This window comes from Cellulomonas jepli (assembly GCF_047229345.1).
Taxonomy (GTDB): Bacteria; Actinomycetota; Actinomycetes; order Actinomycetales; family Cellulomonadaceae; genus Cellulomonas_A.
The window spans coordinates 14,602-41,440 of sequence record NZ_JBFTER010000034.1; the positions used below are offsets into that span (position 1 = coordinate 14,602).

A 26,839-nucleotide genomic window follows, 5' to 3' on the forward strand; every position below is an offset into this window, starting at 1 on the left:
GTCAAAGCGAACCGCCGACAGCACGGTTGCGTGTGCGCTGATCAGGGCACCGTCGACGACAGAACTTCACCCAGGGCCCGGCCCGCGGCGTCCCTAGGATGCCCAGCATGGACGACGTGGTTCTCAGCAAGGGCGCCAACGCCGGGCTTCCGGACGGCACGACGGGACTGCAGATCGTCGTCACGTGGAACGATCCAGCGGGGTCGGTCGACGTCGACGCCGCTGCGCTGCTGCTCGATTCCGCACGCCGGGTCCGGTCGGACGAGGACTTCGTGTTCTACAACCAGTCGGCCTCTACCGACGGATCCGTGCGGCACCTCGGTCGCTCGAGCACCGATGCGGGTGCACACGAGCTCATCGCGGTCGACCTCGCGTCCGTTCCCGACGACGTGCACACCCTGGCCGTCGCCGCGAGCCTCACCGACGGGACGTTCGGTCAGCTCGAGGGCCTCAGCATGATCGTGCTCGACTCCGTCGGCTCCCACCTCGTCCGGTACGACATCACTGGAGCGACCACCGAGACGGCCTTCCTGTTCGGTGAGGTCTACCGCCGTTCCGGCGAGTGGAAGGTGCGTGCGGTCGGCCAGGGCTGGGACTCCGGGCTAGCGGGCCTGGCGACAGACTTCGGCGTGACGGTCGACGACACCGACGAGGACCCGGACGTCCCGCCGCCGCCCGCCGAGGCCGAGGGGGCAACGACCGCGGCCCACGATGCGACCGCCGTGGCCACGCTCGCAGCCGAGCACGCGCCGCTGCACCCCTTCCCGGTCTCCGACGAGCCGATCGACGAGACGACCACCGCACCAGCCGACGACGAGCTCGTCGAGGTCGTCGAGTCGGCGTCCGAGCCGCCCGAGATCGGCACGGTCGTCGAGCTTGCCCCTCCGGTCGCCGCCCTCACCGCCGTCCCCGCGTCGGTGGCGAGCAGCCCGCCGCGTCGGCGACCGGCAGGCGTGCGCACCGCGAAGCGTGCCGTCGCAGTCGTCACCCCGCCCCGGCTCCGGCTCGCCGGCGAGGACACGTGGACTCCGGCCCGGCTGTTCTCGATCTCCGGCGTGGGCACGGCGGACGAGCAGGAGAAGCGCACCACGTCCGCCCTGCTCTCCACGGCGATGGGCGTGCCCGCTTTCGCGCGATCCCTCACCGCCCGGTTCGGGGCTCCCGCGGGCTCGGTCGAGACGTATCTCGAGGTCCAGTTCCGTCTCGGCGAGGCCACCGTGATCCCCGACGGCGTGATCCGGGTCTCCCGCGGGTCACGACTCTGGACAGGGCTTCTCGAGGTCAAGACCGGCAGCGGCCAGCTCTCGCGTGAGCAGGTCGAGCACTATCTGGACGTGGCACGCCAGGAGGGCTACGACGCCCTGATCACGCTCTCGAACGAGATCGCACCTCAGGCCGGAGAGCACCCGGTCACCGTGGACCGGCGCAAGCTCAGGAAAACGGCACTGCTCCACCTGTCCTGGGCCGAGGTGCTCCACGAGGCGAAGGTCACCCTGCACCACCGCGGTGTCGCAGATCCGCTGCAGGCATGGATCCTGCAGGAGCTGATCCGCTACCTGGAGCACCCACGCTCGGGAGCAGCGTCCTTCGACGACATGGGTCCGTCGTGGGTGCCCGTGCGGGAGTCGGTCCACGCGGGAACGCTGCGACCGACCGACCGGAAGGTCCCCGCGGTCGCCGACTCCTGGACGCGGCTCGTCCGTCAGCTGTGCCTGCGGCTCAGCTCGGACCTGGGCGTCACGGTCACGCACGCTCTCCCTCGGCGGCTCGCGACGGACTCTGCGGCACGCATCCAGGCGATCGTCGCGCAGCTCTCGGCCGAGGGTGTGCTCGAGGCGGTCCTGAAGGTTCCGCTCGCAGCAGGACCGCTCACGGTGACCGCCGACCTCAGGACCAGCCAGGTCAAGGTCGCCGTGGCGCTGGCGGCACCTCAGGAGGGAACGGGGCCTCGGCGTATCGCCTGGCTGCTGCGCCAGCTGCGCGACGCGCCCGACGCACTCCTGGTCGAGGCGGTCTTCACGGGCCGCGCGGACAGCTCGTGCGAACGGCTGGTGGACGTTCGGGCCGACGCCTCGGTGCTGCTGCCCGACCGCAGCGCTGAGATCTCGGCCTTCCGGCTCTCGCTCAGCAGCCCGATGGGCACCAAGCGGTCAGGCGTTCGAGGCGCGTTCGTGCCGAGCGTGACGAGCGCGGTGGAGGCGTTCTACAGCACCGTCGTCCAACCCCTGAAGCCGTGGGTCCCCGCGGCGCCTCGGCTGCCCGAGGACGTCCGGTCGGAGGCGCTCGCCGACCAGGCGGAAGACCTCGCAGAGCTCGCGCAAGACGCTGGGTGACAGACGAGCCCCGCCCCCCAACGGGAGGGGACGGGGCTCGTCGACCGGGGTGCGTGCTACTGCAGCAGAGCCATGCGCGCCTCGTCGTCCGCGAAGACCTCCTCCGCGTTCTCCTTCGTCACGACGACCGGGTCGAGCTGGTAGACGGCGACGTCGGTCTTGCCGTTGTCCACCGCCTCGTCGGCCTCCGGCAGGTCCTCACCGGCCTGGAGGGCCTGGATGAGCTCGACCGTCTTGCCGACCAGGTCGGTCGTCGGCTTCGCGACCGTCGACCACTGCTCGTCGTTCCAGATCGACACGATCGACTCGTTCTCGGCGTCGAGCCCCGTCACCACGGGCAGCGCCTGGCCGGCCTGCTGCGCCGACGTGAGGATCGCGCGGGCGATGCCGTCGTTGGGCGAGAGGACCCCGTCGACCTCGGAGCCGCTGTAGAAGCCCGAGAGCAGCGAGTCCATCCGGGCCTGGGCCTTGGCGTTGTCCCAGTCGGGCGTCGCGGCCTGCGTGAAGTCCGTCTGGCCCGAGGTGACGACGAGCGTGCCGTCGTCGATCTTCGGCTGCAGCACCGACATCGCGCCCTCGAAGAAGTTCGGGGCGTTCGGGTCCGCCGGGCCGCCGCCGAACAGCTCGATCGCGTACGGGGGCTCCCCGGCGCGGGCCGCGAGCCCGTCGAGCAGCGACTGCCCCTGCAGCTCACCGGTGCGGATGCTGCCGAACTGGACGACGCCGTCGACGGCCTCGGTGTTCTCGATGAGGCGGTCGTAGCCGATCACCGCGATGCCGGCGTCGGCGGCGCGCTCGAGCACGCTGCCGAGCTGGGTGCCGTCCACCGGGCCGACGACGATGACCTCGGCGCCGCGCTCGATCATCGCCTCGATCTGCTGCTGCTGCTGCGTGACCTTGTTGTCGGCGGCCTGGACGAGCGGCTCGAAGCCGGCCTCGGTGAGCTGCTCGGTGAACATCGTCTCGGCCTCCTTCCAGTTCTGGGTGCCGAGCCACGGCAGCGAGACGCCGATGACGGCGTCCTCGGCGAAGCCCGCGGCCTCCTCGCCGCCGGCGGCCGTGCCCTCGCGGCCGCCGCCGCACGCGCTGAGGACCAGCACGGAGGCCGTGGCGAGCGCCACCAGGTTCAGGGATGTCTTCTTCATCGGAGAGCTCCTTCTACGAGACGCCCCTCGTCGGGGTGCCGGGGGTGCCTGCGGGCATGACGGCCCGCAGGCCGGGGTGGGTGTGGCCTGGGTGTCGTGCGGTGCGGTGCGGGGTCGTGCGGGGTGCGGTGCCGGTCGAGCGCCGGGCCGGCGCCGGGCCGGCCGCGGTCGGTCGGGCGCCGGCGTCCGCGACCTTCTCCGGTCAGGCGGACCCGCGTGGGCGGGTCCGGACGGGAGCGACCGGCTCGGGGTCGGGCTCGGTCAGCGGCGGCTCGACGGTCCCGAGGTCCGGCATGACCGGCCCGACGTCGGCGGGCCCGGCCGGGCCGCTCGGCGCGTCCGGGATCGACGGCCCGGGCACGTTCTTGCGTCCGAACAGGAGACCGGTGATGGACGGGCGCCCCTGCTCCTTGTTGTAGACGTCGAACGCGACGGCCGCGAGGAGCACGAGGCCCTTGATGACCTGCGTGCGGTCGGCCCCGACGCCCATGAGCATGAGGCCGCTGTTGAGGACGGCCATGACCAGGCCGCCGACCATCGACGCGAGCACGGTGCCGATGCCGCCCGAGACCGCGGCGCCACCGATGAAGACGGCCGCGATCGCGTCGAGCTCCCACGCGGTGCCGTCGGACGGGCCGGCCGACGTCGCACGGCCGACGAACATGATCCCGGCGAGCGCAGCGAGGAAGGACATGTTGGTCATCACGAGGAAGTAGGTGCGCTTGGTGTTGACCCCGGAGAGGGCCGCCGCCGCGCGGTTGCCGCCGACCGCGTAGATGTGGCGGCCGAACGTCGTGCGCTGCGTGATGGTGTGGTAGATGATCACGAGCGCCACCAGGATGAGCCCGGGGACCGGGAACGACGTGCCGGGCCGCCCGCTGCCGAACAGCCACGTGACGTACGCGATGACGGCGGAGACGAGCACGATCCGGATGAGCACGGGCCACAGCGGGACCGGGCCCTCCTCGCCGGAGGCGACGAGCCGGCGGTGCTTGCGCAGCTCGCCCCACGCGAACGCGCCGATGCCGACCAGGCCGAGCAGCAGGGTCGAGTTGTTCATCTGCGTGAACGCCGGGCCCCACTCCGGCAGGTAGCCCGAGCCGAGCACGCGCAGCTCGTCGGGCACCGGGACGCTGATCGACTGGCTCATCCAGATCAGCAGGCCGCGGAAGATCATCATGCCCGCGAGCGTCGTGATGAACCCGGGGATGCCGATCTTCGCGAGCCAGAAGCCGTGCCACATGCCGATCAGCACGCCGACGGCGAGCCCGAGGAGGGTCGCGACCCACCACGACAGCCCCCAGTCCCGGGACGTCAGCGCCACGACCATCCCGACGAGGCCCGCGACCGAGCCGACGGACAGGTCGATCTGGCCGATCACGATGACCATGACCATCCCGATCGCGAGGATCAGCACGTAGGCGTTCCCCGCGAGGAGGTTCTGGAAGTTGGACGGGGTGAGCATGCGCCCGCCCGACGCGATGTCGAACCCGATGAGCAGCGCGATCAGCGCGAACACCATCGTGAACTGGCGGTAGTCGCCGCCGAGCACCTGCTTGAGCTTCGTCATCGAGGTTTCTCTCTCTGGGCCGTCAGCGCGCGGGCGCCGAGGACGTGGTGGTCATCATCCGCATGAGCTGCTCCTGGTCGGCCTCGCGCGCGTCGACCACGCCCGTGACCCGGCCCTCGCAGATGGTGTAGATCCGGTCGCTGAGCCCGAGGAGCTCGGGCAGCTCGGAGGAGATCAGGACGACGGCCTTGCCCTCGTCGGCGAGCTGCTGGACCAGCCGGTAGATCTCGTACTTGGCGCCGACGTCGATGCCGCGCGTGGGCTCGTCGAGGATGAGGACGTCGGGGTCGGGGAACATCCACTTCGCCAGCACGACCTTCTGCTGGTTGCCGCCGGAGAGGGTCGTGACTCCGGCGTCGACGGTCGCGGTCTTGATCCGCAGCGACTTGCGGTAGCGCTCGGCGACGGCGCGCTCCTTGTCGAAGTCGAGCAGCCCGCGCCGGACGATGGCCCGGAGGTTCGCGGAGATGGTCGTGCGCTTGATCGTGTCGAGCAGGTTGAGCCCGAGGTTCTTGCGGTCCTCGGGCACGTAGGCCAGGCCCTGCCGGATCGCGGAGGCGACGGTCGGTGTCTGCACCTCCCGGCCGCGCAGCAGGAGCTGCCCGGACAGGTACGTGCCGTAGCTGCGGCCGAAGATCGAGCGCGCGAGCTCGGTGCGGCCGGCGCCCATGAGCCCGGCGAAGCCGACGATCTCCCCGGCCCGGACGTGGAACGCCGAGTCCTTGCAGATGAGGCGGCCGGGGACGGCGGGGTGCTCGACGTTCCAGCCGCGGACCTCGAGCACGGTCTCCCCGATGGTCGGGGTGTGCTCGGGGTAGCGGTTCTCGATCGAGCGACCGACCATCGCGCGGATGATGCGGTCCTCGTCGACGTGACCCGCCTCGACCTCGTAGGTCTCGACGGTGCGCCCGTCGCGGATCACGGTGACGGCGTCCGCGACCGCGGCGATCTCGTTGAGCTTGTGGGAGATCATGATCGACGTGATGCCGCGCGCCTTGAGGCCGCGCATGAGCTCGAGCAGGTTCTCCGAGTCGTCCTCGTTGAGCGCCGAGGTGGGCTCGTCGAGGATGAGCAGGCGGACGTCCTTGGACAGCGCCTTGGCGATCTCGACGAGCTGCTGCTGGCCGACGCCGAGGGTCTTGATCGGGGTCTTCGGGTCGACCTGGAGCCCGACGCGTGCGAGCAGGTCGAGCGTGCGGCGGCGGGCGGCGTCCCAGTCGATGAGCCCGCGGCTGACGATCTCGTTGCCGAGGAAGATGTTCTCGACGATCGACAGCTCGGGGATGAGCGCGAGCTCCTGGTGGATGATCACGATGCCGGCGTGCTCGGAGGACTTGATGCCCGTGAAGGCGACCTCCTCGCCCTGGAAGACGACCTCGCCGCCGTAGGTCCCGTGCGGGTACACCCCGGACAGGATCTTCATGAGGGTCGACTTGCCGGCACCGTTCTCCCCGCAGATCGCGTGGATGTCCCCGGCGCGGACCTGCATGGTCACGTCGTCGAGGGCCCGGACGCCGGGGAACTCCTTCGTGATGTGCCGCATCTCGAGGATGACGCGTGCGTCGTCGTCCATCGTGGCCTCCCGGGCGCCGTGCGGTCGGGGCGGCGGGGTGGTCCCCACCCGCCTCTGGTGTGGTCGGCGCCGCGGCGCTGACAACGTTGTCTAGGCCTTTGTACCCGTCGCTTCTCGTACGGGTCAAGGCGGTCTGCCCCTTCGGGAGGTCACGAGTTGACAACGTTGTCTCGTCGCGAGCGCGCGATCGCCCCGGCCCGCGCGAGCCGGACGGGGCGTCCGTCCAGGTCACGCCCGGATCGCCCGACCGGCCGTAGCGCCTCGGGCCCCCGGAGGCCGAAGCGCTAAGGTCACGTCCATGACACGGACGTCCGGGAGCGCGAGCGGTCCGGTCGCGCACCGCCCACGCGCCACGATGAAGGACGTCGCCGCGCTGGCCGGCGTGGGCATCAAGACCGTCTCGCGCGTCGTCAACGGCGAGCCGGGCGTCTCCGCCGCGATGGCCGAGCGGGTCGCGCGCGCCGCCGAGGCGCTGAGCTTCCAGCCCGACCTGATCGCCGGCAACCTGCGGCGCTCGGGCCGGCGCTCCATGAGCCTCGGGCTCCTGCTCGCGAGCGTCGACAACCCGTTCTGCGCCGCGATCCACCGGGCCGTCGAGGACGTCGCCGAGGAGCGCCGCGTCGCCGTCTTCTCCGCGAGCACCGACGAGGACCCGCGCCGCGAGCGCGCGCTCGTCGCCGCGTTCACCTCCCGCCGCGTCGACGGGCTCATCATCACCGCGACCGCCGGCGACCAGACCTACCTGCGCGCCGAGCTCGAGACCGGGACGCCCGTGGTCATGGTCGACCGGCCCCCGGTCGGCATCGATGTCGACAGCGTCGTGGTCGACAACGTCGCGGGGGCCGAGCTCGCGACCGCCCACCTCCTCGCGCAGGGGCACCGCAGGATCGCCTACCTCGGCGACCTCGGCCAGATCGCCACGGCGCGCCAGCGGCACGAGGGCTACCGCCGGGCGCTGCACGCCGCGGGCGTCCCGGCCGACGCGCGGCTCGAGATCGGCGACCTGCACGACGCGGAGGCCGCACTCACCGCGACGCGGGCGCTGCTGACCTCCTCCGAGCGCCCGACGGCGCTGTTCACGAGCCAGAACCTCGTCACGATCGGCGCCATCCGCGCCCTGCGCGAGCTCGGCGCCCAGCACACCGTCGCCCTCGTCGGCTTCGACGACTTCGCCCTCGCCGACCTCGTCGACCCCGGCATCACCGTCGTCGCCCAGAACCCCGCCGACATCGGCCGCGCCGCCGCCGAACGCGTCTTCGCCCGCCTCGCCGACCCCGACCTGCCCCCCGAACGCATCGTGCTGCCCACCCGGCTCGTCGAACGGGGCTCCGGCGAGATCCCCCCACCCGAGGGGACGGGCGCCGCCCGCCCCACCCGCACGCTCGAGACGGCCGACACGGGGAGCTGAGCATGAGCGCGACCGAGGTCCTGCACGCGGGCGACGCGGAGCTGCACGTCGCGCTGGCCGGCGCGACGCCGCTGCGGTGGCTCGTCCCGCACGACGGCGCGCCGTGGGACCTGCTCGACGGGTACCGCGACGACGCCGAGCTCGCGGCGCAGAACGGGGTCCGGAACGGGATCATGGCGCCGTTCTGCAACCGGGTGGCGGACGCGCGCTACACGTTCGACGGCGTCGAGCACGACCTCGCGCCCGGCGCCGCGGACCGCGTCGTCTACCACGGGCTCGTGCGGACGCTGCCGTTCACGGTCGTCGAGCGCACCGGCGCGACGCAGGCCGGTGCCGACGGGCACGCCTCGCTGCGGCTGCGCTGCACCACGCTCGCGGACTCCCCCGCCGTCGGCTACGCGTTCCCCGTGGTCGTCGAGGTGACGTACACGCTCGGCCCGCGCACGCTCGGCGTCGAGATCACCGGTCACAACGTCGGGGACGTCGCGGCGCCGTACGCGAGCGGCTGGCACCCGTACTTCCGGCTGCCCGGCACGGAGCGCGTCGACGGCCTCGACCTCGACCTCCCCGCGTCGGTCGCGGTACGGACCGACGACGCGCTGCTGCCGCTGCCCGGTGCGGACGCGTTCGCGCAGGTCGGCGCGCCGTCGTGGCGCCCGCTGGGCGACGCCGTGCTCGACGCGGCCTTCGGCGGGCTCGACCCGGCGCTCCCGGCCACCGTGCACGACCCCGCCACGGGTGCGCGCCTCCTCGTCCGGCAGGACCGCGGGCTCGTGCACGTCTTCACGGGCGACACGCTCGCCCGTGACCGGCGGGCGTCGCTCGCAGTCGAGCCCGTCGAGGTCATGACCGACGCGTTCAACCGGCCCGACCAGGCCGCGGCGATCCGCCTCGAGGCCGGGGAGCGGCGCTCGTTCTCCTTCACCGTCGAGCTGGTGCCCGGCTCCGCGTAGGAGCTCACGGCCCGGCCCGGTGCCCGTCCGCGGGGGCACCTGGGCGACCGTCCCGGACGGTCGTGCAGGTCAGGCGCGCGGCGCCCCGAGGGGTCCCGGCGGACCGTCGAGCCGCCATTTATGAGAACTCGATGAGAGTCCCTCGGCACCCTTGTCGGGCCCGAGGGTCGGGTGTTAGGTGGATCACATCCGGTCGCTCGCGACCGCCTGACAGGGGGACGAGGACACCACGCCTCCACCGCGCCGAGACGTCCGGCGCCGACCATCCGCATCATGCCCGTCGACATCGTCGTCGGCGGGCGCGATCGTCACGGCACGCACACCCGCACGGGCGCCAGCCCGCGCCCCTGCACGCGCCGCCACGGTCCTTTCCCACGGGAGACCACATGAACCGCACGATCCGGCGCGCCCTCTACGGGGCGCTCGCGGGCGCACTCGTCCTGACCGCACAGCTACCCGCAGGTGCGCTCGAACGACCACGACCCTCCGGCGGGGACGTCACGATCAACGCCGTCTACGACCCTGCGGCGCCGTACACCGCCAACTGGACCCGGGCGCAGGCGCTCAAGATCGCGTCCGACGCGTCGAACACGACCCCGCGCATACCCCAGGAGTTCCCGATCATGACCGACGAGGTCTGGATCTGGGACACCTGGCCGCTGAGCGACCTCGACATGAACCCCGTCTCCTACGGCGGCTGGAACGTCATCTTCTCGCTCGTCGCGCCGCGCGACATCTTCTTCGGTGACCGGCACTGGCAGGCCAAGATCGGCTACTTCTACTCCGACGACGCCCAGAACTGGACGTACGGCGGCGAGCTGTTCCCCGCCGGGTCGTCGTTCGGCTCGCGTGAGTGGGCGGGCTCGACGGTCGTCGACGACGACGGCACGGTCGATGCCTTCTACACCGCGTCCGGCATCGACAACCCCACGGAGATCGACCCGACCGACGCGCTGCAGCGCCTCGCGCACGCGCAGGGCCGCATCCACGCGGACGACGAGGGCGTGTGGTTCACGGGCTTCGAGGACCACCAGATCATCGCCGAGGCCGACGGCTACCTGTACCAGACCATGGAGCAGTCGCAGGCCGTGCCCGACGCGATCATCTACGCGTTCCGCGACCCGTTCGTGTTCCGCGACCCGACCGACCACCAGCTCTACATCCTGTTCGAGGGCAACAACCCCGGGCCGGCGGGCAGCCACACGTGCGACCGCAAGGAGATCGGACGGGTGCCCGCCGGGCACGTGGTCCCACCCCGGTCGAACCTGTACACGGGCAACATCGGGCTCATGCGGTCGACCGGTGACGGCGACGGCTGGGCGTCGAGCTGGGAGCTCCTGCCGCCGCTGCTGTCGGCCGAGTGCACCAACCAGCAGACCGAGCGTCCGCACCTCGTGGTGAACGACGGCGACTACTACCTGTGGACGATCAGCCACCAGTTCACGTTCGCCCCGGGGCTGTCCGGCCCCGACGGTCTCTACGGCTTCGTCGGCCCCGGCCTGCGCAGCAACTACCGCCCGCTCAACGAGAGCGGCCTCGTGCTCGGCAACCCGGCCGACGCACCGCTGCAGAACTACTCGCACTTCGTGATGCCGAACTTCCTCGTCGAGAGCTTCATCGACACGATCCCGCGCGACGGCGGAGGCCCCGACATCTACGGCGGGACGCTCGCCCCGACGCTCCAGCTCGAGGTCGAGGGCACGCAGACCGAGCTCACGGGGGTCCTCCCCTACGGCTACATCCCGGCCCTGCGGGAGGCGGGAGAGGTCTGGTGACCCCTCGCTCCTGACCGCAGCACCCGCACACGGAACCCCCCGGTCGACGACCGGGGGGTTCCGTCCTGCGGGACGGTGCTGGGGCGCGCGTCGGTGCGGCGACGCGCGCACGTGGACGGGCGCCGGGGCGACGGGCCGACGCGCCGGAGCAGCCCCAGCGCCCCGGCGCTCAGGCCGAGAACCGCCCGACGAGCGCCTTGAGCTCCGTCGACATGGTCGCGAGCTCCGTGACCGCCTGCTGCGACTCGGCCGCACCCTGCGTGGTGAGCTGAGCGGCCCCCGCCACGGCGGCGATGTTCGCGGCGATCTCGCCCGAGCCCGTCGCCGCCTCGGCGACGCTGCGGCTGATCTCCGACGTCGTCGCCGTCTGCTCCTCGACCGCCGAGGCGATCGTCATCTGGAAGTCGTTGATCGACGCGATGACCTCGGAGATGCGGTCGATGGCCGTGACAGCGCCGGCGGTGTCCTCCTGGATGCCCTCGACGCGCCGCGCGATGTCCTCGGTCGCGCGCGCGGTCTCCTGCGCGAGCTCCTTGACCTCGCCCGCGACGACCGCGAAGCCCTTGCCGGCCTCCCCGGCGCGCGCGGCCTCGATCGTCGCGTTCAGCGCGAGCAGGTTCGTCTGCTCCGCGATGCTCGTGATGACCTTGACGACGTTCCCGATCTGCCTGCTCGACTCCCCGAGCCGGTTCATCACCTCGGTCGTCGCGCCGGCCGCGTCGACGGCCTGGCTCGCGACCTGGGCGGCCTGGCTCGCGTTGGACGCGATCTCCGCGATCGAGGAGCCCATCTGCTCGGCGCCTGCGGCGACCGTCTGGACGCTGCGCGACACCTGCTCGGCGGCCGCCGAGACGACGCCGGCCTGCGACGCGGTCTCGTCGGCGTTCGCGGCGATCTGCGCGCTCGTGCTCGACATCTCCTCCGCCGCGCCCGCGAGCGTGCCGGAGGACGCATCGATGGTCGTGACGACCGTGCGCAGCGAGCCGACGGCGGCGTCGAGCGCGGCCCCCATGCGCCCGACCTCGTCGGCCGACGTCAGGCCGGCGGTCACCGTGAGGTCACCGCGCTCGAGGGCCTCGCACACGAGACGCACCCGGGTCAGGCCCGCGACGATCGACCGCGCGATCACGACGCCCAGCCCGAGCGCGAGCACGAGCCCGACCACGAGCAGCAGGATCACGAGGCTCCGGACCCCCTCGTAGGCCGTCGTCGACTGCTCGACCGCGCCTGCCGCGTCGGACTTCTCGACGTCCACGAGCGCCTCGAGCGCGTCCATGAGCGGCTGGATCTGGGCGCCGGCCACCTCGCGGGCCTCGCCCCACGCCTCGACGTCGCCGACCCGGCCCGCGGGGAACATCCGGTCGTCGCGGATCAGCACGTACCCGTCGAGCGCCGCCTCGACCTCGTCGAGCAGCGCCTCCTGCTCGGGCGTCACGTCGAGCTCGCGGTAGGCGGCGAGCGCGTCCCGTGCGGCGGCCTCGGCGTCGCGCGACGCGGCCTCGTGCGCGTCGGCCTCCTCGGCACCCGAGATGACCTGGTTGGCGGCCTCGAGGCGCATCTCGAGCACCGAGCGACGCACGGTCGCGACGTTCTGGAAGCCGGTGAAGTTGTCCTCGTACATCGCCGTCGCGGCGGCGTTGGTGCTGGCGAGGGCGGCGACGCCCACGGTTCCGAGGAGCGTCGCGACGAGCGCGGCGACGACGACCGCGGTGAGGACCCGGGTCTGGACCCCCCGGTCGCGGAACCAGGAGAGGAGGGAGGTCCGGCGTTCTGCAGACATGACAGCTGTTCCGTTCTGTGGTGAGCACGGCCCTGCCCCGGACCGCACCCCCTCATTCGTCGCCTCGGGCACCCGGTTGAGAGGTCGGAGGTCCCGCGCCCGCGTGCCGACCGCGCGCGGCTGCGACACGATGAAGCGCATGGCTCACGGACCCGCGCCGACCGTCCCCACCGACGTGCAGCATCCTCGACCGCAGTTCGTCCGGCCCGGCTGGGTGGACCTCAGCGGCCCGTGGGGGTTCGCGTTCGACGACCGCATGGTCGGCATGCACGACGACTGGCACGACGGCGACCCCGCGCACTTCGACCGGCAGATCCAGGTCCCGTTCCCGTTCGAGTCGCCCGCGAGCGGCATCGGCGACACAGGATTCCACCCGGTCGTCTGGTACCGCCGCACGTTCAGCGCGCACGAGCGCGCCGGCCACCGGCTCCTGCTGCACTTCGGCGCCGTGGACTACCGCGCGCACGTGTGGGTCAACGGCCAGTCGGTCGCGTACCACGAGGGCGGGAACACGCCCTTCACCGCGGACATCACCTCCGCCCTCGTGCCCGAGGGCGAGCAGGTGGTGGTGGTCCGGGCCGAGGACCTGCCGGGCGACCTGCGCCAGCCGCGCGGCAAGCAGGACTGGCAGCCCGAGTCGCACGCCATCTGGTACGACCGCACGTCCGGCATCTGGCAGACGGTGTGGCTCGAGGAGGTGCCGGCGGCCCGGATCCGCGCGCTGCGCTGGAAGCCGGACGCGGACGGGCGCGGCGTCGACATGGACGTGCGCGTGCGGACCGACGGACGGGAGGGTGCGCGCCTGCGCGTCGTGCTGCGCCAGGGCGACCGGCTGCTGTCGGACGACGTGTACTCGGTCGACCGCGGGCAGGTCCAGCGCCGCATCACGCTCGCGGAGCACGACATGAGCCTCGGGCACTCGGACCTGCTGTGGTCGCCCGAGCACCCGAACCTCATCGACGCCACGCTCCAGCTGCTGGACGGCGACGAGGTCCTCGACACCGTCGGCAGCTACACCGCGGTCCGCAGCATCTCCGCGTCGCGCGACCGCCTGCTGCTCAACGGGCGGCCGTACTACCTGCGGCTCGTCCTCGCCCAGGGGTTCTGGCCCGAGTCGCACCTCGCCGCCCCGGACGACGACGCCCTGCGGCGCGAGGTCCAGCTCGTCAAGGACCTCGGCTTCAACGGCGTCCGCCTGCACCAGAAGGTCGAGGACCCGCGGTTCCTGGCCTGGTGCGACCGCCTCGGCCTGCTCGTGTGGGCCGAGATGCCGGCGGCGTACGAGTTCTCGGTGACGACCATCCAGCGGCTCACGCGCGAGTGGCTCGAGGTGCTCGACCGCGACGCGAGCCACCCCTGCATCATCGCCTGGGTCCCCGTCAACGAGAGCTGGGGCGTGCCCGCGCTCGAGCGCTCGGCCGAGCAGCAGAACCTCGTGCGGGCGCTCTACCACCTGACGAAGTCGCTCGACGGCGACCGGCTCGTGATCGGCAACGACGGCTGGGAGCAGCCCGTGACCGACGTCGTCACGGTGCACGACTACGCCTCGCGCGGGCAGGTCCTGCGCGACCGGTACGCCGACTGGGACCGGCTCGAGCACACGCTCGCCAGGACGCAGCCCGCGTACCGCGTCGTGCTGCTCGCGGGCGCCTCGCGCGAGGACCGGCCCGTGCTGATCAGCGAGTTCGGCGGGATCTCCTACGACCCCGACCAGCGCGCGGGGTGGAGCGGGTACGGCTCGGTGCGCAGCAGCGACCAGCTGCTCGCCGGCTACCAGGACCTCGTGCACGCGCTGCTCGACAGCGCCGCGGTCGTCGGCTTCTGCTGGACCCAGCTCACCGACACCCAGCAGGAGCGCAACGGGCTGCTGACCGCGGAGCGCGTCCCGAAGGCCCCCGTCGAGGCGATCCGGCGCATCACGACGCGCGTCTCGGCTGCGGTCCCGGGCGATGCGATCGACGAGTTCTCCTACGGCGACTACCCCCCGGGCGGCCCGCACGAGCCCGCGCCGGACTTCCGGACCGAGGGCGCGGAGGCGGACCCGGACCTCCCCTGACCTGCGCGGCAAGCCCCTGACCTGGACACTTGCCCGCCTCCCCGAGGACACTCGGCGCGCCGAACCGGCACTTCCGGCTTAGGTTGTCTGGCAGAACGGTTGGGTACACAGCCCGATGCACGGGACGCGAGGACGCGTCCCCGACCTCGGAGGCACTGTGCGCCCGGACCACCCGCATCCGCTCCACCCGCTCCCGGACGTGGGCCGCACGTTCGTGGGCGGCTTCGAGAGCACCTACCACCCCGCCTCGGGCGTCGACGCGCTCGAGGTCACCGGCCACGTCGCCCGGTACGACGAGGACCTCGACCAGCTGCTCGCGGCCGGCGTGCGGCACCTGCGGTACCCGCTGCGGTGGCACCGCATCGAGGCCGAGCCCGGGGTGTACGACTGGGACGAGACCGACCGCGTGCTCGGGACGCTGCGCGAGCGCGGTGCCGTCCCGATCGTCGACCTGGTGCACCACACGTCCTACCCGGACTGGCTGACCGACGGGTTCCGGGACGAGCGGTTCGGGCCCGCGTTCGTGCGGTACGCGGCCGCCGTCGCGGACCGGTACCCGTGGCTCGCCGCGTACACGCTGTTCAACGAGCCGTTCGCGACGCTCTTCCTGTCCGGCCACCAGGCTCTGTGGCCGCCGTACGACCACGGCGTGGCCGGCTTCCGGCGCCTGCTGCTGTCGGTGCTGCCGGCGCTCGCCGAGGCGGCAGCCGTCTGGCGCACCGCGCTCCCCGAGGCGCACCACGTCTGGGTCGACACCGCCGAGCACCACGTCGGGACAGGCCCGGGCGCCGCCTACGCCGAGCTCGCGAACGACCGGCGCCACGTGGTCCTCGACCTCGCGCTCGGGCACGACCTCGACGTCGGGCGCCCGTTCCTGCGCGAGCTCGTCGCGGAGGGCGGGGACGCGCTGCTCACGCTGCCGCCGCTGCGCGTGGACGTCCTCGGGCTCGACTACTACGGCCACTCGGAGTGGTTCTACGACGAGCACGGCGGTCACGCGCCGTCCCCGCACCCGGTCGGGCTCGCGGACGTCGTGCAGCAGTACGCCGACCGCTACGGGCTGCCGCTCATGCTCACCGAGACCAACGTGCGCGGCCTGGCGTCGGACCGCACGACGTGGCTGCGCTACACGCTCGAGCAGTACGAGCTCGCGCTGTCCCGCGGCGTCCCGCTGCACGGCTACTGCTGGTTCCCGCAGGTCGACTCCGCCGACTGGGACTCGCTGCTCGCGCGGTGCGCCGGGCGCGCGGACCCCGTCGGCGTGCTCTCGCTCGAGCCGGACGGCACGCGGCGGCGCACCGAGTTCACCGACGCCTGGGAGCGCGCGGCAGCGGGCCTGCCCACCGACCGGCTGCCCGCCGTTCGCTTCCAGCCGCCGTGCGACGCGCAGCTGGCCGGGCTCTCGGCGACGCTCGCGCACTGGCCCTGGCGCGACCCCGAGCCCGCGCAGACCGTGCGGGCCCTGCGCGCGGACCTCCCGCCTGGCCCGGCGGCCCCCACCGACCTCTCCGACCACGACCTCGACAGCAGGGAGCTGACCATGACGACGTTGCCCTCCTCCGCGGCACCGACCACGACGGAGCCCACGCAGCCCGACCTCGTGGTGCTCTCCCACCTGCGCTGGCACTGGGTCTGGCAGCGCCCGCAGCACATCGTCTCCCGGCTCGCCCGCCGGCGCGCCGAGGCGGGCGCACGCACGTACGTCGTCGAGGAGCCCGTCGCCCAGGACGTCGACACCCCGCGGATCGCGACCGAGGAGGTCGACGGGATCACGCGCGTGTGGCTCGTGGTCCCGGCCTCGGCGAGCCCGACACCCCGCTCCGAGGCCCACCCCGAGGACCGCGGCTTCGAGGACCCGGCTGCGGCCTGCTACGGCGAGCTGCTCGCGGAGGCGCTCGGCGAGCGCACCCTGCCGCCCGACGTGTGGGTCTACACCCCGATGGCGATCGAGCTCGCGCAGCGCCTCGAGCCCGGGCGGCTCGTGTACGACGTGATGGACGACCTCGCCTCGTTCAAGGACGCGCCCGAGGGGCTCGTCCTGCGGCAGCGCCGGCTGCTGGCCGAGGCGGACGTGGTGTTCACCGGCGGGCCGTCGCTCGACCGGTCGATCCGCAGGCAGCGCACCGCGGGCGTGCACCTGTTCCGCAGCGGCGTCGAGACCGAGCACTACGCGCGGAGCCGCCTGCTGCGCGACGAGCACGACCGCCCGGTCGCAGGCTACGTGGGCGTCGTCGACGAGCGCCTCGACCTCGACCTGCTCGACGAGCTCGCCGCGAACCTGCCCGACTGGACGCTGCGCGTCGTGGGCCCGGTCGCCAAGATCGACCCCGCGGACCTGCCGCGGCGCCCGAACATCGAGTACCCGGGCATGGCGCGCTACGAGGAGCTCCCCGACGTCATGGCCGGCTTCGACGTGGCGCTCATGCCGTTCGCGCTGAACGAGGCCACGCGCTCCATCAGCCCGACGAAGACGCTCGAGTACCTCGCCGCGGGGCTGCCCGTCGTCTCGACGGGCGTCGCGGACGTCGTGGCCGACTACGCGGACGTGGTGTGCCTCGCCGACGACGGCGTGCAGTTCGCGGCCGCGTGCCGGCGGGTCCTGCTCGACGACCCGCGCGCGCGGGACCGACGTGCCCGGCCGCTGCACGCGCGGCAGGAGTGGGACCACATCGCGACGTCGATGACGCGGATCGTCGACGGCGTCCGGACGGCCTCCGTGGACTCCGCCGCCGAGGAGACGGCGTGACCGCGTGGCGCGAGCAGGTGCGGCGCACCGCACTCGCGCACGACCTGGAGGCAGCCCACCGGGACGCCGTCGGCGCCGCGTCGGCCGGCCTGCAGGACGCCGGCCTGGGCCCCGTCCGCCTGACCGGCACCGCCGTCCCGGTGCTCGCGGACGCCGCCGTCACGTCCGCGACGCCGTTCGTCCGCGCGCCGCTGCTCGCCCGGCTGTCCCGGGTCCGGCGGCTGCACAGCCCGCTGGCGGCGACCGACCCCGACCTCTGCCCGACGTGCCGGGTCCCGGCACCGTGCCCGACGACGAAGGAGCTGGACCAGTGACGACCACCCACACGACCGGCACCGCGGGCCTCGCCGACCGGCTCGCGACCGCCGACCTCGTCGTCGTCGGCTCCGGGTTCTACGGCCTCACCGTCGCCGAGCGGGCCGCGAACGAGCTCGGCAAGCGCGTCGTCGTGCTCGAGCGCCGCTCCCACCTCGGCGGCAACGCGTGGTCCGAGACCGAGCCCGAGACGGGCATCGAGGTGCACCGCTACGGCGCGCACCTGTTCCACACGTCGAACCAGCGGGTCTGGGACTACGTCCGGCGGTTCACCGACTTCACCGGGTACCAGCACCGCGTGTTCACGGTGAGCAAGGGCCAGACCTTCCCGATGCCGATCAACCTCGGGACGATCTGCCAGTTCGTCGGGCAGCACCTCTCGCCCACCGAGGCCCGGGCGCTCGTGCGCGAGCACGCCGCGGAGGTCGACCCCGCGCACGTCGAGAACCTCGAGGACAAGGCGATCTCGCTGATCGGGCGCCCGCTGTACGAGGCGTTCGTGCGGGGCTACACCGAGAAGCAGTGGCAGACCGACCCGCGCGAGCTGCCCGCCGAGATCATCAGCCGGCTGCCCGTCCGGTACACGTTCGACAACCGCTACTTCAACGACACGTACGAGGGGCTGCCCGTCGACGGGTACGCGGCGTGGCTGACGCGCCTCGCCGACCACCCGCTCGTCGAGGTGGTCCTCGAGGTCGACCACCTCGACGTCCGCGAGCTCGTCCCCGACGGCGTGCCCGTCGTGTACACCGGGCCGCTCGACGCGTACTTCGGGGACGCCGAGGGCCGGCTCGGGTGGCGCACGCTCGACTTCCAGCAGGAGGTGCTGCCGATCGGCGACTTCCAGGGGACGTCCGTCATGAACTACGCGGACTCCGACGTGCCGTGGACCCGCATCCACGAGTTCCGGCACTTCCACCCCGAGCGCGACTACCCGAAGGACAGGACGGTCGTCGTCCACGAGTACTCCCGGACCGCCGAGCCGGGCGACGAGCCGTACTACCCGATCAGCACGGCGCGCGACCGCGAGGTCCTCGCGCGCTACCGCGAGCGCGCGGCCGCCGAGCGCGACGTGTTCTTCGGCGGGCGGCTGGGCACGTACCAGTACCTCGACATGCACATGGCGATCGCCTCGGCGATGTCCCTGTTCGACAACCGGCTCGCGGCCCGGCTCACGGAGGGCTGAGCGGCGGGCGACCCGGTGCGCCGTGCCCGTGCGGCGCACCGGGTCCGCTCGCGCGGCGCCGCGGAGCCCGGCGTCAGGGCGCGGGCGCCGGTCCCGGGTCGTGGACGGTCGCCCGGTCGAGCCGCAGACGGAACCACACGCCCTTGCCGTCGCCGTCCGCGCTCACGTCCGTCCCCCACTCCTCCGCGAAGCGCTCGACGAGCTCCATCCCCCGACCCCCGGTGTCCTCGCGCCGGGCGTGGTGGACGTGCGGGAGGTCCGGGTTGTCGTCCTGCACGGACACCGTGACGGCGCCCGCGGCGCACGTGACCGTCACCGTGACCACGTCGCGCACGAGCCCGTACTTGACCGCGTTCGTCACGACCTCGCTCGTGAGCAGCTTGACGAGGGCGAGGGCCGGCTCGCTCGCCCCGTGCTCGCGCGCGACGTCGACGACCCAGTGCCGGCTGGTGTGCGCCGACTGCGGGACGGCGGCGACCCGGAGCGTGCGGCGGTCGACGGCCGCGTCGCCGGCGCCGGTCGCCACCGGGACGCGCTCCTCGGTCGCGGGGGCAGCGGCGCCCGCCGCGACGTGCTCGCCGGCCCGGCGCACGCGGATGGCGACGACCGCGACGTCGTCCTGGGGGTGCGGCGGCAGCATCGCGTCGAGCACGTCGTCGCACAGCGTCTCGAGCGGCGCGCCCGCCGACGCCGCGAGCCGCGCGCGCAGCGCCTCGATCCCGAGCGGGACGCTCTCCCCGCGCCGCTCGACGAGCCCGTCGGTGTAGAGGAACAGCACCGACCCGGCGCCCACCCGCGCGGTCCACTCGTCGCGCTCGGCCTCCGGGTTGATGCCCAGCAGGAGGTTGGTGCGCTCGCCCGCGAGCTGCGTGACCGAGCCGTCCGGGTGCGCGACGAGCGGCGGCAGGTGCCCCGCGTTGGACCACCGCACGACGCGGTCACCACCCTCGGCGTCGTCCGGCACGCGCTCGACGCGCGCCACGAGGCCCGTCGCGACCGTCGGGAGCTCGAGCGTGTCGATCGCCCGGTCGACGGCGCGGACGAGCTCGGCCGGGGAGGCTGGTGCGGTGACGGCGATGCCCCGCAGCATGGCCCGCAGCTGGCCCATCGCGGCGGCCGCGTCGATGTCGTGCCCCACGACGTCGCCGATGACCACGACGGTCTCGCCGCTGCGCTGCACGAACGCGTCGTACCAGTCGCCGCCGACCTGCGTGGCCGTGGCCGCCGGGACGTAGCGCACCGCGATCTCGAGGCCGTCGGGCTGCGGGGGCGCGCTCAGCAGCGAGCGCTGGAGCGTCTCGGACGTGCGCGCCGCGACCGCCGCCGCCGCCCGCTCCGCCTGCAGCGCCATCAGGCGGTCGAGGGCCTGCGCGCACTGCGCCGCGAGGCTCTCGAGCAGCTCGAGCTCCTCGCCGTCGAGCTCACGCTCGTCGACCCACGACACCGCGAGCGCGCCGACGCACGCGTCGCGCACCGTGAGCGGGAGGATCGCCCACGCGTCGCGCCGGGTGTCCGCGTAGGCCGCGGCCATGCTCGGGTGGAACTCGATGCCCGACGCCCGCGTGGGGAGCACCAGCCGGCGCCCGGTGCGCGCGACCCACGGGCCGGCCAGCGGGCTGTCGAACGGGAGGTGCTGGTACCGGTCCTGCACGTGCTCGCCGAGCGCGGCGGCGCTGACCCGCCAGCCGCCCGCGTCGTCGCGCGTGAACAGCGCGCCTCCCGCGGCGCCGAGCACGCGTGGGCCCTGCGCCAGGACGATCCGCTCGAGGTCCTGCACCGTCTCGGCGGTCGTCAGCTGCAGCGCGACCTCGCCGAGCCCGGCGACACGGCGAGCGGCCAGGTCGCGGGCCTCCTGGGCGGCGCCGAGCTGCTGCAGGCGCACGTAGAGGTCGGCCTCCATGGCCTCCACGAGCTCGGGCGCCGGCACGCCGTCGCCGGCGTCGCGGCGGCCCGCGCGGCGCTCGGTGACGTAGTCCGTCACGTCCTCGACCCGCTCGAGGATGAGCGGGGGTGCGCCGTCGTGGCCGGGCAGCGGGACGAACGTGAGCGACCAGAACCGCTCGACGCGCCCGCCGGCAGCGGGGACGTCGACGTCGTACTTCGCGAACGGCACGACCTGGGGCCGGCCCGTGTCGCGGACACGCTCGAGCGAGACCTGCAGCGGGTGGCGGCCGTGCGCGTCGACCGTCCCGGGGTCCGGGGGGAACGCCTCGAAGACCGGTCGACCCACGACCTGCTCGCGGCCGCGGCCGACGAGGTCCGTGTACGCGGGGTTGACCTCGACGATGACCAGGTCGTGGTCCAGGACGACGTACGCGGTCGGCGAGGTGTCGAAGACGCGACGGAAGTCGACGACACCGCGCGGGACCGCCCGCGCCCGCTCGTCCGGCTCGACCCGCATGTGCCTCCTCGACGACGACGGTCGCGCCGCGACCAGGGCCGCGCCCACCGTGGGCACCGCCGGGACCTCCTCCGGTCCGGTGACGCTCATCCTCGCCTGCCGCACCCCCCTCGCGCGCGCGAGACGTGCCGCACGGACGGGTGGAGCTCGGCAACCCGCCGGGGCGGCGCGCGTTACACCGGCGTCACGCGCGTGCGGTTCACTCGGCCGTCCCATGGATCTCACCTCCGTCCGGACCGTCCGCGTCCCGCGCCGCCGGGACGAGACCGTGTGCGCGCCGGGCGAGGTCGTGCTCGGCGGCGGGACGTGGCTGTTCTCGGAGCCCCAGCCGGGCGTCACGGGGCTCGTGGACCTCACCGGGCTCGGCTGGCCCCCGCTGACGGGGACGGACGCGGGCGTGAGCATCGCCGCGACGTGCACGTTCGCCGAGCTCGCCGCGATGGGGCGCGCCGCGCTCGGCCCGGTGACGGCCCTCGTCGACGCGTGCTGCGAGGCGCTGCTCGGCTCGGCCAAGGTCCAGCGCGCCGCGACCGTCGGCGGCAACGTGTGCCTCGCGCTGCCCGCCGGGCCGATGATCGCGCTGGCCGCGACGCTCGACGCCCGCGCGCTCGTATGGACGCCCGGCGGTGGCGAGCGCACCGAGCCCGTCGCCGACCTCGTGCTCGGCGTGCGGCACACCGGGCTGCGCACCGGCGAGGTGCTGCGGTCGATCGAGGTCCCGCGCGCCGCCCTCGGGTCCCGCACGGCGTCGCGTCGTCTCGCCCTGTCGCCGCTCGGGCGGTCCGGGGCGTTCGTGACCGGGCGCGTCGACCCCGCGGGGCAGACCGTCGTGGTCGTCACGGCCTCGACGCCGCGACCGTACGTGCTGCGGTTCGACGCCCCGCCGGAGCCCGGTGAGCTCGCCGACGCGGTGCACGCGATCGACGACTGGTACGACGACCCGCACGGCGCCCCCGACTGGCGGCACGCGATGACGGTGCTGCTCGCCGAGCAGGTCCGCGCCGAGCTCGCCGCAGCGCCCGGGATCCCCGCGCCACCCGGCGGCCGCGCATGAGGCTGCACGTCGACGGCGAGCCGCTCGAGGCCGAGCCGCCCCCCGGTCAGGTGCTGCGGACCCTGCTGCGCGAGCACGGCCACCACGCGGTCAAGAAGGGCTGCGACGCGGGCGACTGCGGCGCGTGCACCGTGCTGCTCGACGGCGCCGCGGTGCACTCGTGCCTCGTCCCCGCGCACCGGCTCGACGGCGCGGTCGTCACGACCGCCGCGGGCCTGGGCACCCCCGAGGACCCGCACCCGGTGCAGCGCGCGTTCGTCGACGCGGGGGCGTTCCAGTGCGGGTTCTGCACCGCGGGCATGGTCGTGACCGCGTCGACGCTCACGGACGCCGAGCGCGCCGATCCCGACGCCCTCGCGCGGCTGCTCAAGGGCAACCTGTGCCGGTGCACCGGGTACCGGTCGATCCGCGACGGGATCTGCGGCGTCGTCAACACCGGCCCCGCGCCGGCGGGCGACGCGGCCGGGCGCTCGGTCCCCCCGCCGGCCGCGCTGCGCGTCGTGACCGGCACCGAGCCCTACACGCTCGACGTGCGCACGCCGGACCTCGCGCACGTCGCGGTGCTCGGCAGCCCGCACGCGCACGCCCGCGTCACGGCGATCGACACGAGCGCGGCCGAGGCGATGCCGGGCGTGCGGGCCGTCCTGACGCACCACGACTCCCCCGCGACGCTGTTCTCGACCGGCCGCCACGAGTCCCGCACGGACGACCCCGACGACACGCGCGTGCTCGACCCGGTGCTGCGCTTCCGCGGACAGCGCGTCGCCGCCGTGGTCGCCGACTCCCTCGCCGAGGCGGAGCGCGCGCTCGACGCCCTGCGGGTCGAGTACGAGGTCCTGCCCGCGGTGCTCGACCCCGAGCTCGCGCGCCTGCCCGGGGCACCGCTCGTGCACGGCGACAAGGGCCCCGAGAGCCGGATCGCCGCGCCGGAGCGCAACACCGTCGCGGAGATGCACGGCGAGCTCGGGGACGTCGACGCCGCGCTCGCCGCCGCCGACGTGGTCGTGACCGGCACCTGGCGCACGCCGCGCGTCAACCACGCGGCGCTCGAGACGCACGCGACGCGCGGGTGGCTCGACGCCGACGGGCGCCTGGTGCTCCGCACCTCGACCCAGGTGCCGTTCCTCGTGCGCGACGAGATCGCCCACGTCCTCGGGCTCGACCGCGAGCGCGTGCGGGTCTTCACGGGGAGGGTCGGCGGCGGGTTCGGCGGCAAGCAGGAGATGCTCACCGAGGACCTCGTCGCGCTCGCCGTGCTGCGCACCGGGCGGCCCGTGCAGTACGAGCTGACGCGGGAGGACGAGTTCCGCGTCGCCCCGACCCGGCACCCCATGCGGGTCAGCGTGACGCTCGGCGCGACCCGGGACGGCGTGCTGACGGCGATGGCCGTCGACGAGCTCGCTGACACCGGGGCGTACGGCAACCACGGCATCGGGGTCATGTTCCACAGCGTCAACGAGTCGACGAGCGTGTACCGCTGCGCCAACAAGCGGGTCGACGCGCAGTCGGTCTACACGCACACGCTGCCGTCGGGGGCGTTCCGCGGGTACGGGCTCGGGCAGGTGGGTTTCGCGGTCGAGTCCGCGCTCGACGAGCTCGCCCGGGAGCTCGGCATCGACCCGTTCGACCTGCGGCGGCGCAACGTCGTGGTGCCCGGCGACCCGCTCGTCGTGACCGACCCCGCCGGGCACCCGGACCTGCTCTACGGCAGCTACGGGCTCGACCAGTGCCTCGACCTCGCGCAGGACGCCCTCGCGCGCGGCGACGACGTCGCGGCACCGGCCGGGCCGACGTGGCGGACCGGCACCGGCATGGCGCTCGCGATGATCGCGACGCTGCCCCCGCGCGGGCACCACGCGGAGGTCGCCGTGCGGCTCCTGCCCGGGGGCGACGTCGAGGTCGACGTCGGGACCGCGGAGTTCGGCAACGGGACCACGACCGTCCACGCGCAGCTCGTCGCGAACGCGCTCGGCACGCGCACCGACCGCGTGCGCGTCCGGCAGTCGGACACCGACACCGCGCGGTACGACACGGGCGCGTACGGGTCGGCGGGCGTCGTCGTCGCGGGCAGGGCGCTGCACGTCGCGGCGCTCGATCTCGCCGCCGCGATGGAGCGGAGGGCGGTCGCGCTGGTCGGGACGGGCGCGGGTGCCGGCACCGGCGTGGGTGCGGCCCCGCTCGTCGCGCACGGCGGCGCAGGCGCGACGGCGGACGCGGCTCACGCCGGGGACGTGCCCGGCGTCCGGGTGGTCGACGGCGGCGTCGTCGTGGGCGACCGGCTCGTGACCGCCGACGAGCTGCTCGCCGCCGGCCCGCTCGAGGCCGAGGCGAGCGAGCACGGCGCGCTGCGGTCCGTGGCGTTCAACGTGCACGCGTTCCGGGTCGCGGTCGACACCGCGACGGGCGAGGTGCGCGTCCTGCGGTCGGTCCAGGCCGTCGACGCCGGCACGGTGCTCAACCCCGAGCAGCTGCGTGGCCAGGTCGAGGGCGGCACGGCGCAGGCGCTCGGCACCGCGCTGCACGAGGAGGTGCGGCTCGACTCCGAGGGCCGGGTGACGACGGCCGCGTTCCGCAGCTACCACGTGCCGCAGCTGGCCGACGTGCCGGTCACCGAGGTCCTGTTCGCCCGCACCCACGACGACCTGGGCCCGCTCGGGGCGAAGTCGATGAGCGAGGCGCCGTACAACCCGGTCGCCCCGGCGCTCGCCAACGCGGTGCGCGACGCGCTGGGGGTGCGGCCCTACGCCCTGCCCATGTCGCGCGACCGCGTGTGGCGGCTCGCGGCGGGGCAGCAGGCCCCGACCTCCGACGCGGCGCCCTGACCCGTCAGGACGGGGGCCACCCGGAGCCCGCGCCGGGCGTCAGTCCACCGGACCGCGGGACCGCACGGCGAACATGTCCGGGTCCGGCTCCGGCGGCGCCACCCCGAGCCGCCGCGCGAGCGCCATCGCGTCGAACGGCGCGCGGACCTTGACGTCGTTGTCGAAGTACACGAACACGTCGCGCGGGCGGTCCGGGGCCGGCGGCGTCAGGCGCGGCCCGTCCGGCGGCGGCGTGCCCGTCGACCAGGCCCGGACCTTGGCCGCCCAGGCGTCGAGGGCCGCGTCGTCGTACCCCGACACGTAGAGCTCGCTGTCGCCGTGCAGCCGCACGTAGACGACGTCGCTCGTGACGTCCTCGAGGTGCGGCCACGTCCCCGCGGTGTCGGCGACCACGAGCCCGACGTCGTGCGCGCGCAACAGCTCGGGGAACGCCGGGTCGAGGTAGGTCGCGTGCCGCACCTCGAGCACGTGCCGCAGCGGCCGGTCCTCCTCGACCGTCGTCAGCGCGCGCCCCTCGGGGATCTTGTCGTCGTGCCCCGCGGCCAGGACCGCAGCGGCGGCCGTCGAGCGCGGCAGCAGGTCGAAGAACCGCGCGAGCCGGTCGGCGTCGAACCCGAGGTTCGGCGGCAGCTGCCACAGGACCGGCCCGGTCCGGTCGCCCAGCGCGAGCACCCCGGACGCGAAGAAGTTCGCGACGGCCGTCTCGACGCCCGCGAGCTTCTTCAGGTGCGTCACGAAGCGCGGGCCCTTGACCGAGAAGACGAAGCCGTCCGGGGTGTCCGCGCACCACGCCCGGTAGCTGTCGGGCCGCTGCAGCGAGTAGAACGAGCCGTTGATCTCGATCGAGCCGAGGTGCCGGGACGCCCACTCGAGCTCGCGCCGCTGCGGCAGCCCCCGCGGGTAGAACTCCCCGCGCCACGGCGCGTACCGCCAGCCGGAGATGCCGATCCGCACCTGCCCCGACCCCGTCATGCTCGCGACTCTAGGAGCCGCGCGCGCCACGCACCCGCCGAGCGTGCGTCAGGCCGTCGTGAGCGCAGCGGTGGTCCGGTGGATCGGGCCCGCCGTCGCCCGCAGCGGCTCCCCGCTCGCGCCGGACCGCACCGCGAGCACCTCGGCGAGGATCGCCACCGCGGTCTCCTGCGGGGTGCTCGCCCCGACGTCGAGGCCGATCGGCGAGCGCAGGCGGGCGATCGCGTCCTCGCCGACGCCCCGCATCCGGAGCTCCGCGACCCGGCGCTCGTGGGTCCGGCGCGAGCCCATCGCCCCGACGTACCCGGCGGGCGAGGCGAGCGCGAGCGCGACGGCCTCGGTGTCGAAGCGTGCGTCGTGGCTCAGCACGCACACCGCGGTCCGCTGGTCGAGCGTCGTCGCCCGCAGGTAGGTCGTCGGCCACGCGAGCACGAGCTCGACCCCGGGGAACCGCTCGGGCGTCGCGAACAGCGGCCGGGGGTCGCACACCGTGACCCGGTACCCGAGCACCCGGCCGGCGGCGGCGAGCGCGACCGAGAAGTCCATCGCCCCGACCAGCACGAGCCGCGGGGGCGCCGCGGCGACCTCGACGAACACGTCGAGCTCGTCGACCGGCCCGCCGCCGGACCCGGCGCACGTGAGCGTCGCGACGCCCGTCCGGCCGGACGCGAGCCGGGCCGCGACCTCGACGTCGAGCTGCCGCGCGAGGCCCGGCGGCAGGTCCGGCACCGGCCGTGCGCTGCCGACCTC

Annotated in this window: 17 protein-coding genes; 10 read left to right on the top strand and 7 right to left on the bottom strand. The window is 73.9% G+C overall.

Features of this window, described 5'->3' with window-relative positions:
• The first annotated feature begins 107 nt into the window (after window positions 1-107).
• Window positions 108-2,333: a TerD family protein gene (locus AB6N24_RS10135; protein WP_412869282.1), complete on the top strand. Its 2,226-nt coding sequence runs from the start codon at window positions 108-110 to the stop codon at window positions 2,331-2,333.
• A 56-nt stretch (window positions 2,334-2,389) separates the two neighbouring features.
• Here AB6N24_RS10135 and AB6N24_RS10140 read toward each other — a convergent pair whose 3' ends face one another.
• From AB6N24_RS10140 to mmsA, 3 genes are all read right to left on the bottom strand, one after another.
• Window positions 2,390-3,478 (bottom strand): substrate-binding domain-containing protein, encoded by a 1,089-nt coding sequence (locus AB6N24_RS10140; protein WP_412869283.1) that lies wholly within the window; start codon window positions 3,476-3,478, stop codon window positions 2,390-2,392.
• A 202-nt stretch (window positions 3,479-3,680) separates the two neighbouring features.
• On the bottom strand, window positions 3,681-5,048 hold the full coding sequence (locus tag AB6N24_RS10145; protein WP_412869284.1) for a sugar ABC transporter permease: 1,368 nt from the start codon (window positions 5,046-5,048) through the stop codon (window positions 3,681-3,683).
• A gap of 22 nt (window positions 5,049-5,070) precedes the next feature.
• Window positions 5,071-6,621, bottom strand: a complete 1,551-nt coding sequence (mmsA, locus tag AB6N24_RS10150; protein WP_412869285.1) for a multiple monosaccharide ABC transporter ATP-binding protein — start codon at window positions 6,619-6,621, stop codon at window positions 5,071-5,073.
• 298 nt (window positions 6,622-6,919) lie between these two features.
• Here mmsA and AB6N24_RS10155 point away from each other — a divergent pair, with 298 nt between their 5' ends.
• The 3 genes from AB6N24_RS10155 (at window position 6,920) to AB6N24_RS10165 (ending at window position 10,757) form a co-directional block, all read left to right on the top strand.
• Window positions 6,920-8,029 carry a LacI family DNA-binding transcriptional regulator gene (locus AB6N24_RS10155; protein ID WP_412869286.1) on the top strand — a complete coding sequence of 370 codons (1,110 nt, stop codon included), beginning with the start codon at window positions 6,920-6,922 and terminating at the stop codon, window positions 8,027-8,029.
• A 2-nt stretch (window positions 8,030-8,031) separates the two neighbouring features.
• The gene (locus AB6N24_RS10160) at window positions 8,032-8,982 is read left to right on the top strand and encodes an aldose 1-epimerase (protein WP_412869287.1); all 951 of its coding nucleotides are present in this window, start codon (window positions 8,032-8,034) and stop codon (window positions 8,980-8,982) included.
• Window positions 8,983-9,368: 386 nt separating this feature from the next.
• Entirely contained in the window at window positions 9,369-10,757 is a 1,389-nt protein-coding gene (locus AB6N24_RS10165; RefSeq protein ID WP_412869288.1) for a glycoside hydrolase family 68 protein, read from the top strand.
• Between the two features lie 169 nt (window positions 10,758-10,926).
• On the opposite strand, the gene AB6N24_RS10170 is transcribed toward AB6N24_RS10165, so the two are convergent.
• Window positions 10,927-12,537 (bottom strand): methyl-accepting chemotaxis protein, encoded by a 1,611-nt coding sequence (locus AB6N24_RS10170; protein ID WP_412869289.1) that lies wholly within the window; start codon window positions 12,535-12,537, stop codon window positions 10,927-10,929.
• 139 nt (window positions 12,538-12,676) lie between these two features.
• On the opposite strand from AB6N24_RS10170, the gene AB6N24_RS10175 reads away from it, so the two are divergent.
• From AB6N24_RS10175 to glf, 4 genes are all read left to right on the top strand, one after another.
• Window positions 12,677-14,593 carry a sugar-binding domain-containing protein gene (locus tag AB6N24_RS10175; RefSeq protein ID WP_412869290.1) on the top strand — a complete coding sequence of 639 codons (1,917 nt, stop codon included), beginning with the start codon at window positions 12,677-12,679 and terminating at the stop codon, window positions 14,591-14,593.
• A gap of 199 nt (window positions 14,594-14,792) precedes the next feature.
• On the top strand, window positions 14,793-17,339 hold the full coding sequence (locus AB6N24_RS10180; protein ID WP_412869291.1) for a family 1 glycosylhydrolase: 2,547 nt from the start codon (window positions 14,793-14,795) through the stop codon (window positions 17,337-17,339).
• Window positions 17,336-17,653 carry a hypothetical protein gene (locus AB6N24_RS10185; RefSeq protein ID WP_412869292.1) on the top strand — a complete coding sequence of 106 codons (318 nt, stop codon included), beginning with the start codon at window positions 17,336-17,338 and terminating at the stop codon, window positions 17,651-17,653. Before AB6N24_RS10180 ends, AB6N24_RS10185 begins: the two co-directional genes overlap by 4 nt.
• On the top strand, window positions 17,650-18,840 hold the full coding sequence (gene glf, locus AB6N24_RS10190; RefSeq protein WP_412869293.1) for a UDP-galactopyranose mutase: 1,191 nt from the start codon (window positions 17,650-17,652) through the stop codon (window positions 18,838-18,840). The genes AB6N24_RS10185 and glf overlap by 4 nt, the downstream gene beginning before the upstream one ends.
• 73 nt (window positions 18,841-18,913) lie before the next feature.
• Here the strand turns inward: glf and AB6N24_RS10195 are convergent, their stop codons facing one another.
• Window positions 18,914-21,241 (bottom strand): ATP-binding SpoIIE family protein phosphatase, encoded by a 2,328-nt coding sequence (locus AB6N24_RS10195; RefSeq protein ID WP_412869294.1) that lies wholly within the window; start codon window positions 21,239-21,241, stop codon window positions 18,914-18,916.
• A 214-nt stretch (window positions 21,242-21,455) separates the two neighbouring features.
• Here AB6N24_RS10195 and AB6N24_RS10200 point away from each other — a divergent pair, with 214 nt between their 5' ends.
• Entirely contained in the window at window positions 21,456-22,295 is an 840-nt protein-coding gene (locus AB6N24_RS10200; RefSeq protein WP_412869295.1) for an FAD binding domain-containing protein, read from the top strand.
• Entirely contained in the window at window positions 22,292-25,117 is a 2,826-nt protein-coding gene (locus tag AB6N24_RS10205) for a molybdopterin-dependent oxidoreductase (RefSeq protein ID WP_412869296.1), read from the top strand. Before AB6N24_RS10200 ends, AB6N24_RS10205 begins: the two co-directional genes overlap by 4 nt.
• Before the next feature lie 39 nt (window positions 25,118-25,156).
• Here the strand turns inward: AB6N24_RS10205 and AB6N24_RS10210 are convergent, their stop codons facing one another.
• Window positions 25,157-26,089, bottom strand: coding sequence for a DUF72 domain-containing protein (locus AB6N24_RS10210; protein WP_412869297.1), 933 nt, complete (start codon window positions 26,087-26,089; stop codon window positions 25,157-25,159).
• A 48-nt stretch (window positions 26,090-26,137) separates the two neighbouring features.
• Window positions 26,138-26,839: XdhC family protein (locus AB6N24_RS10215; protein ID WP_412869298.1), on the bottom strand; the 702-nt coding region annotated here is incomplete at its 5' end.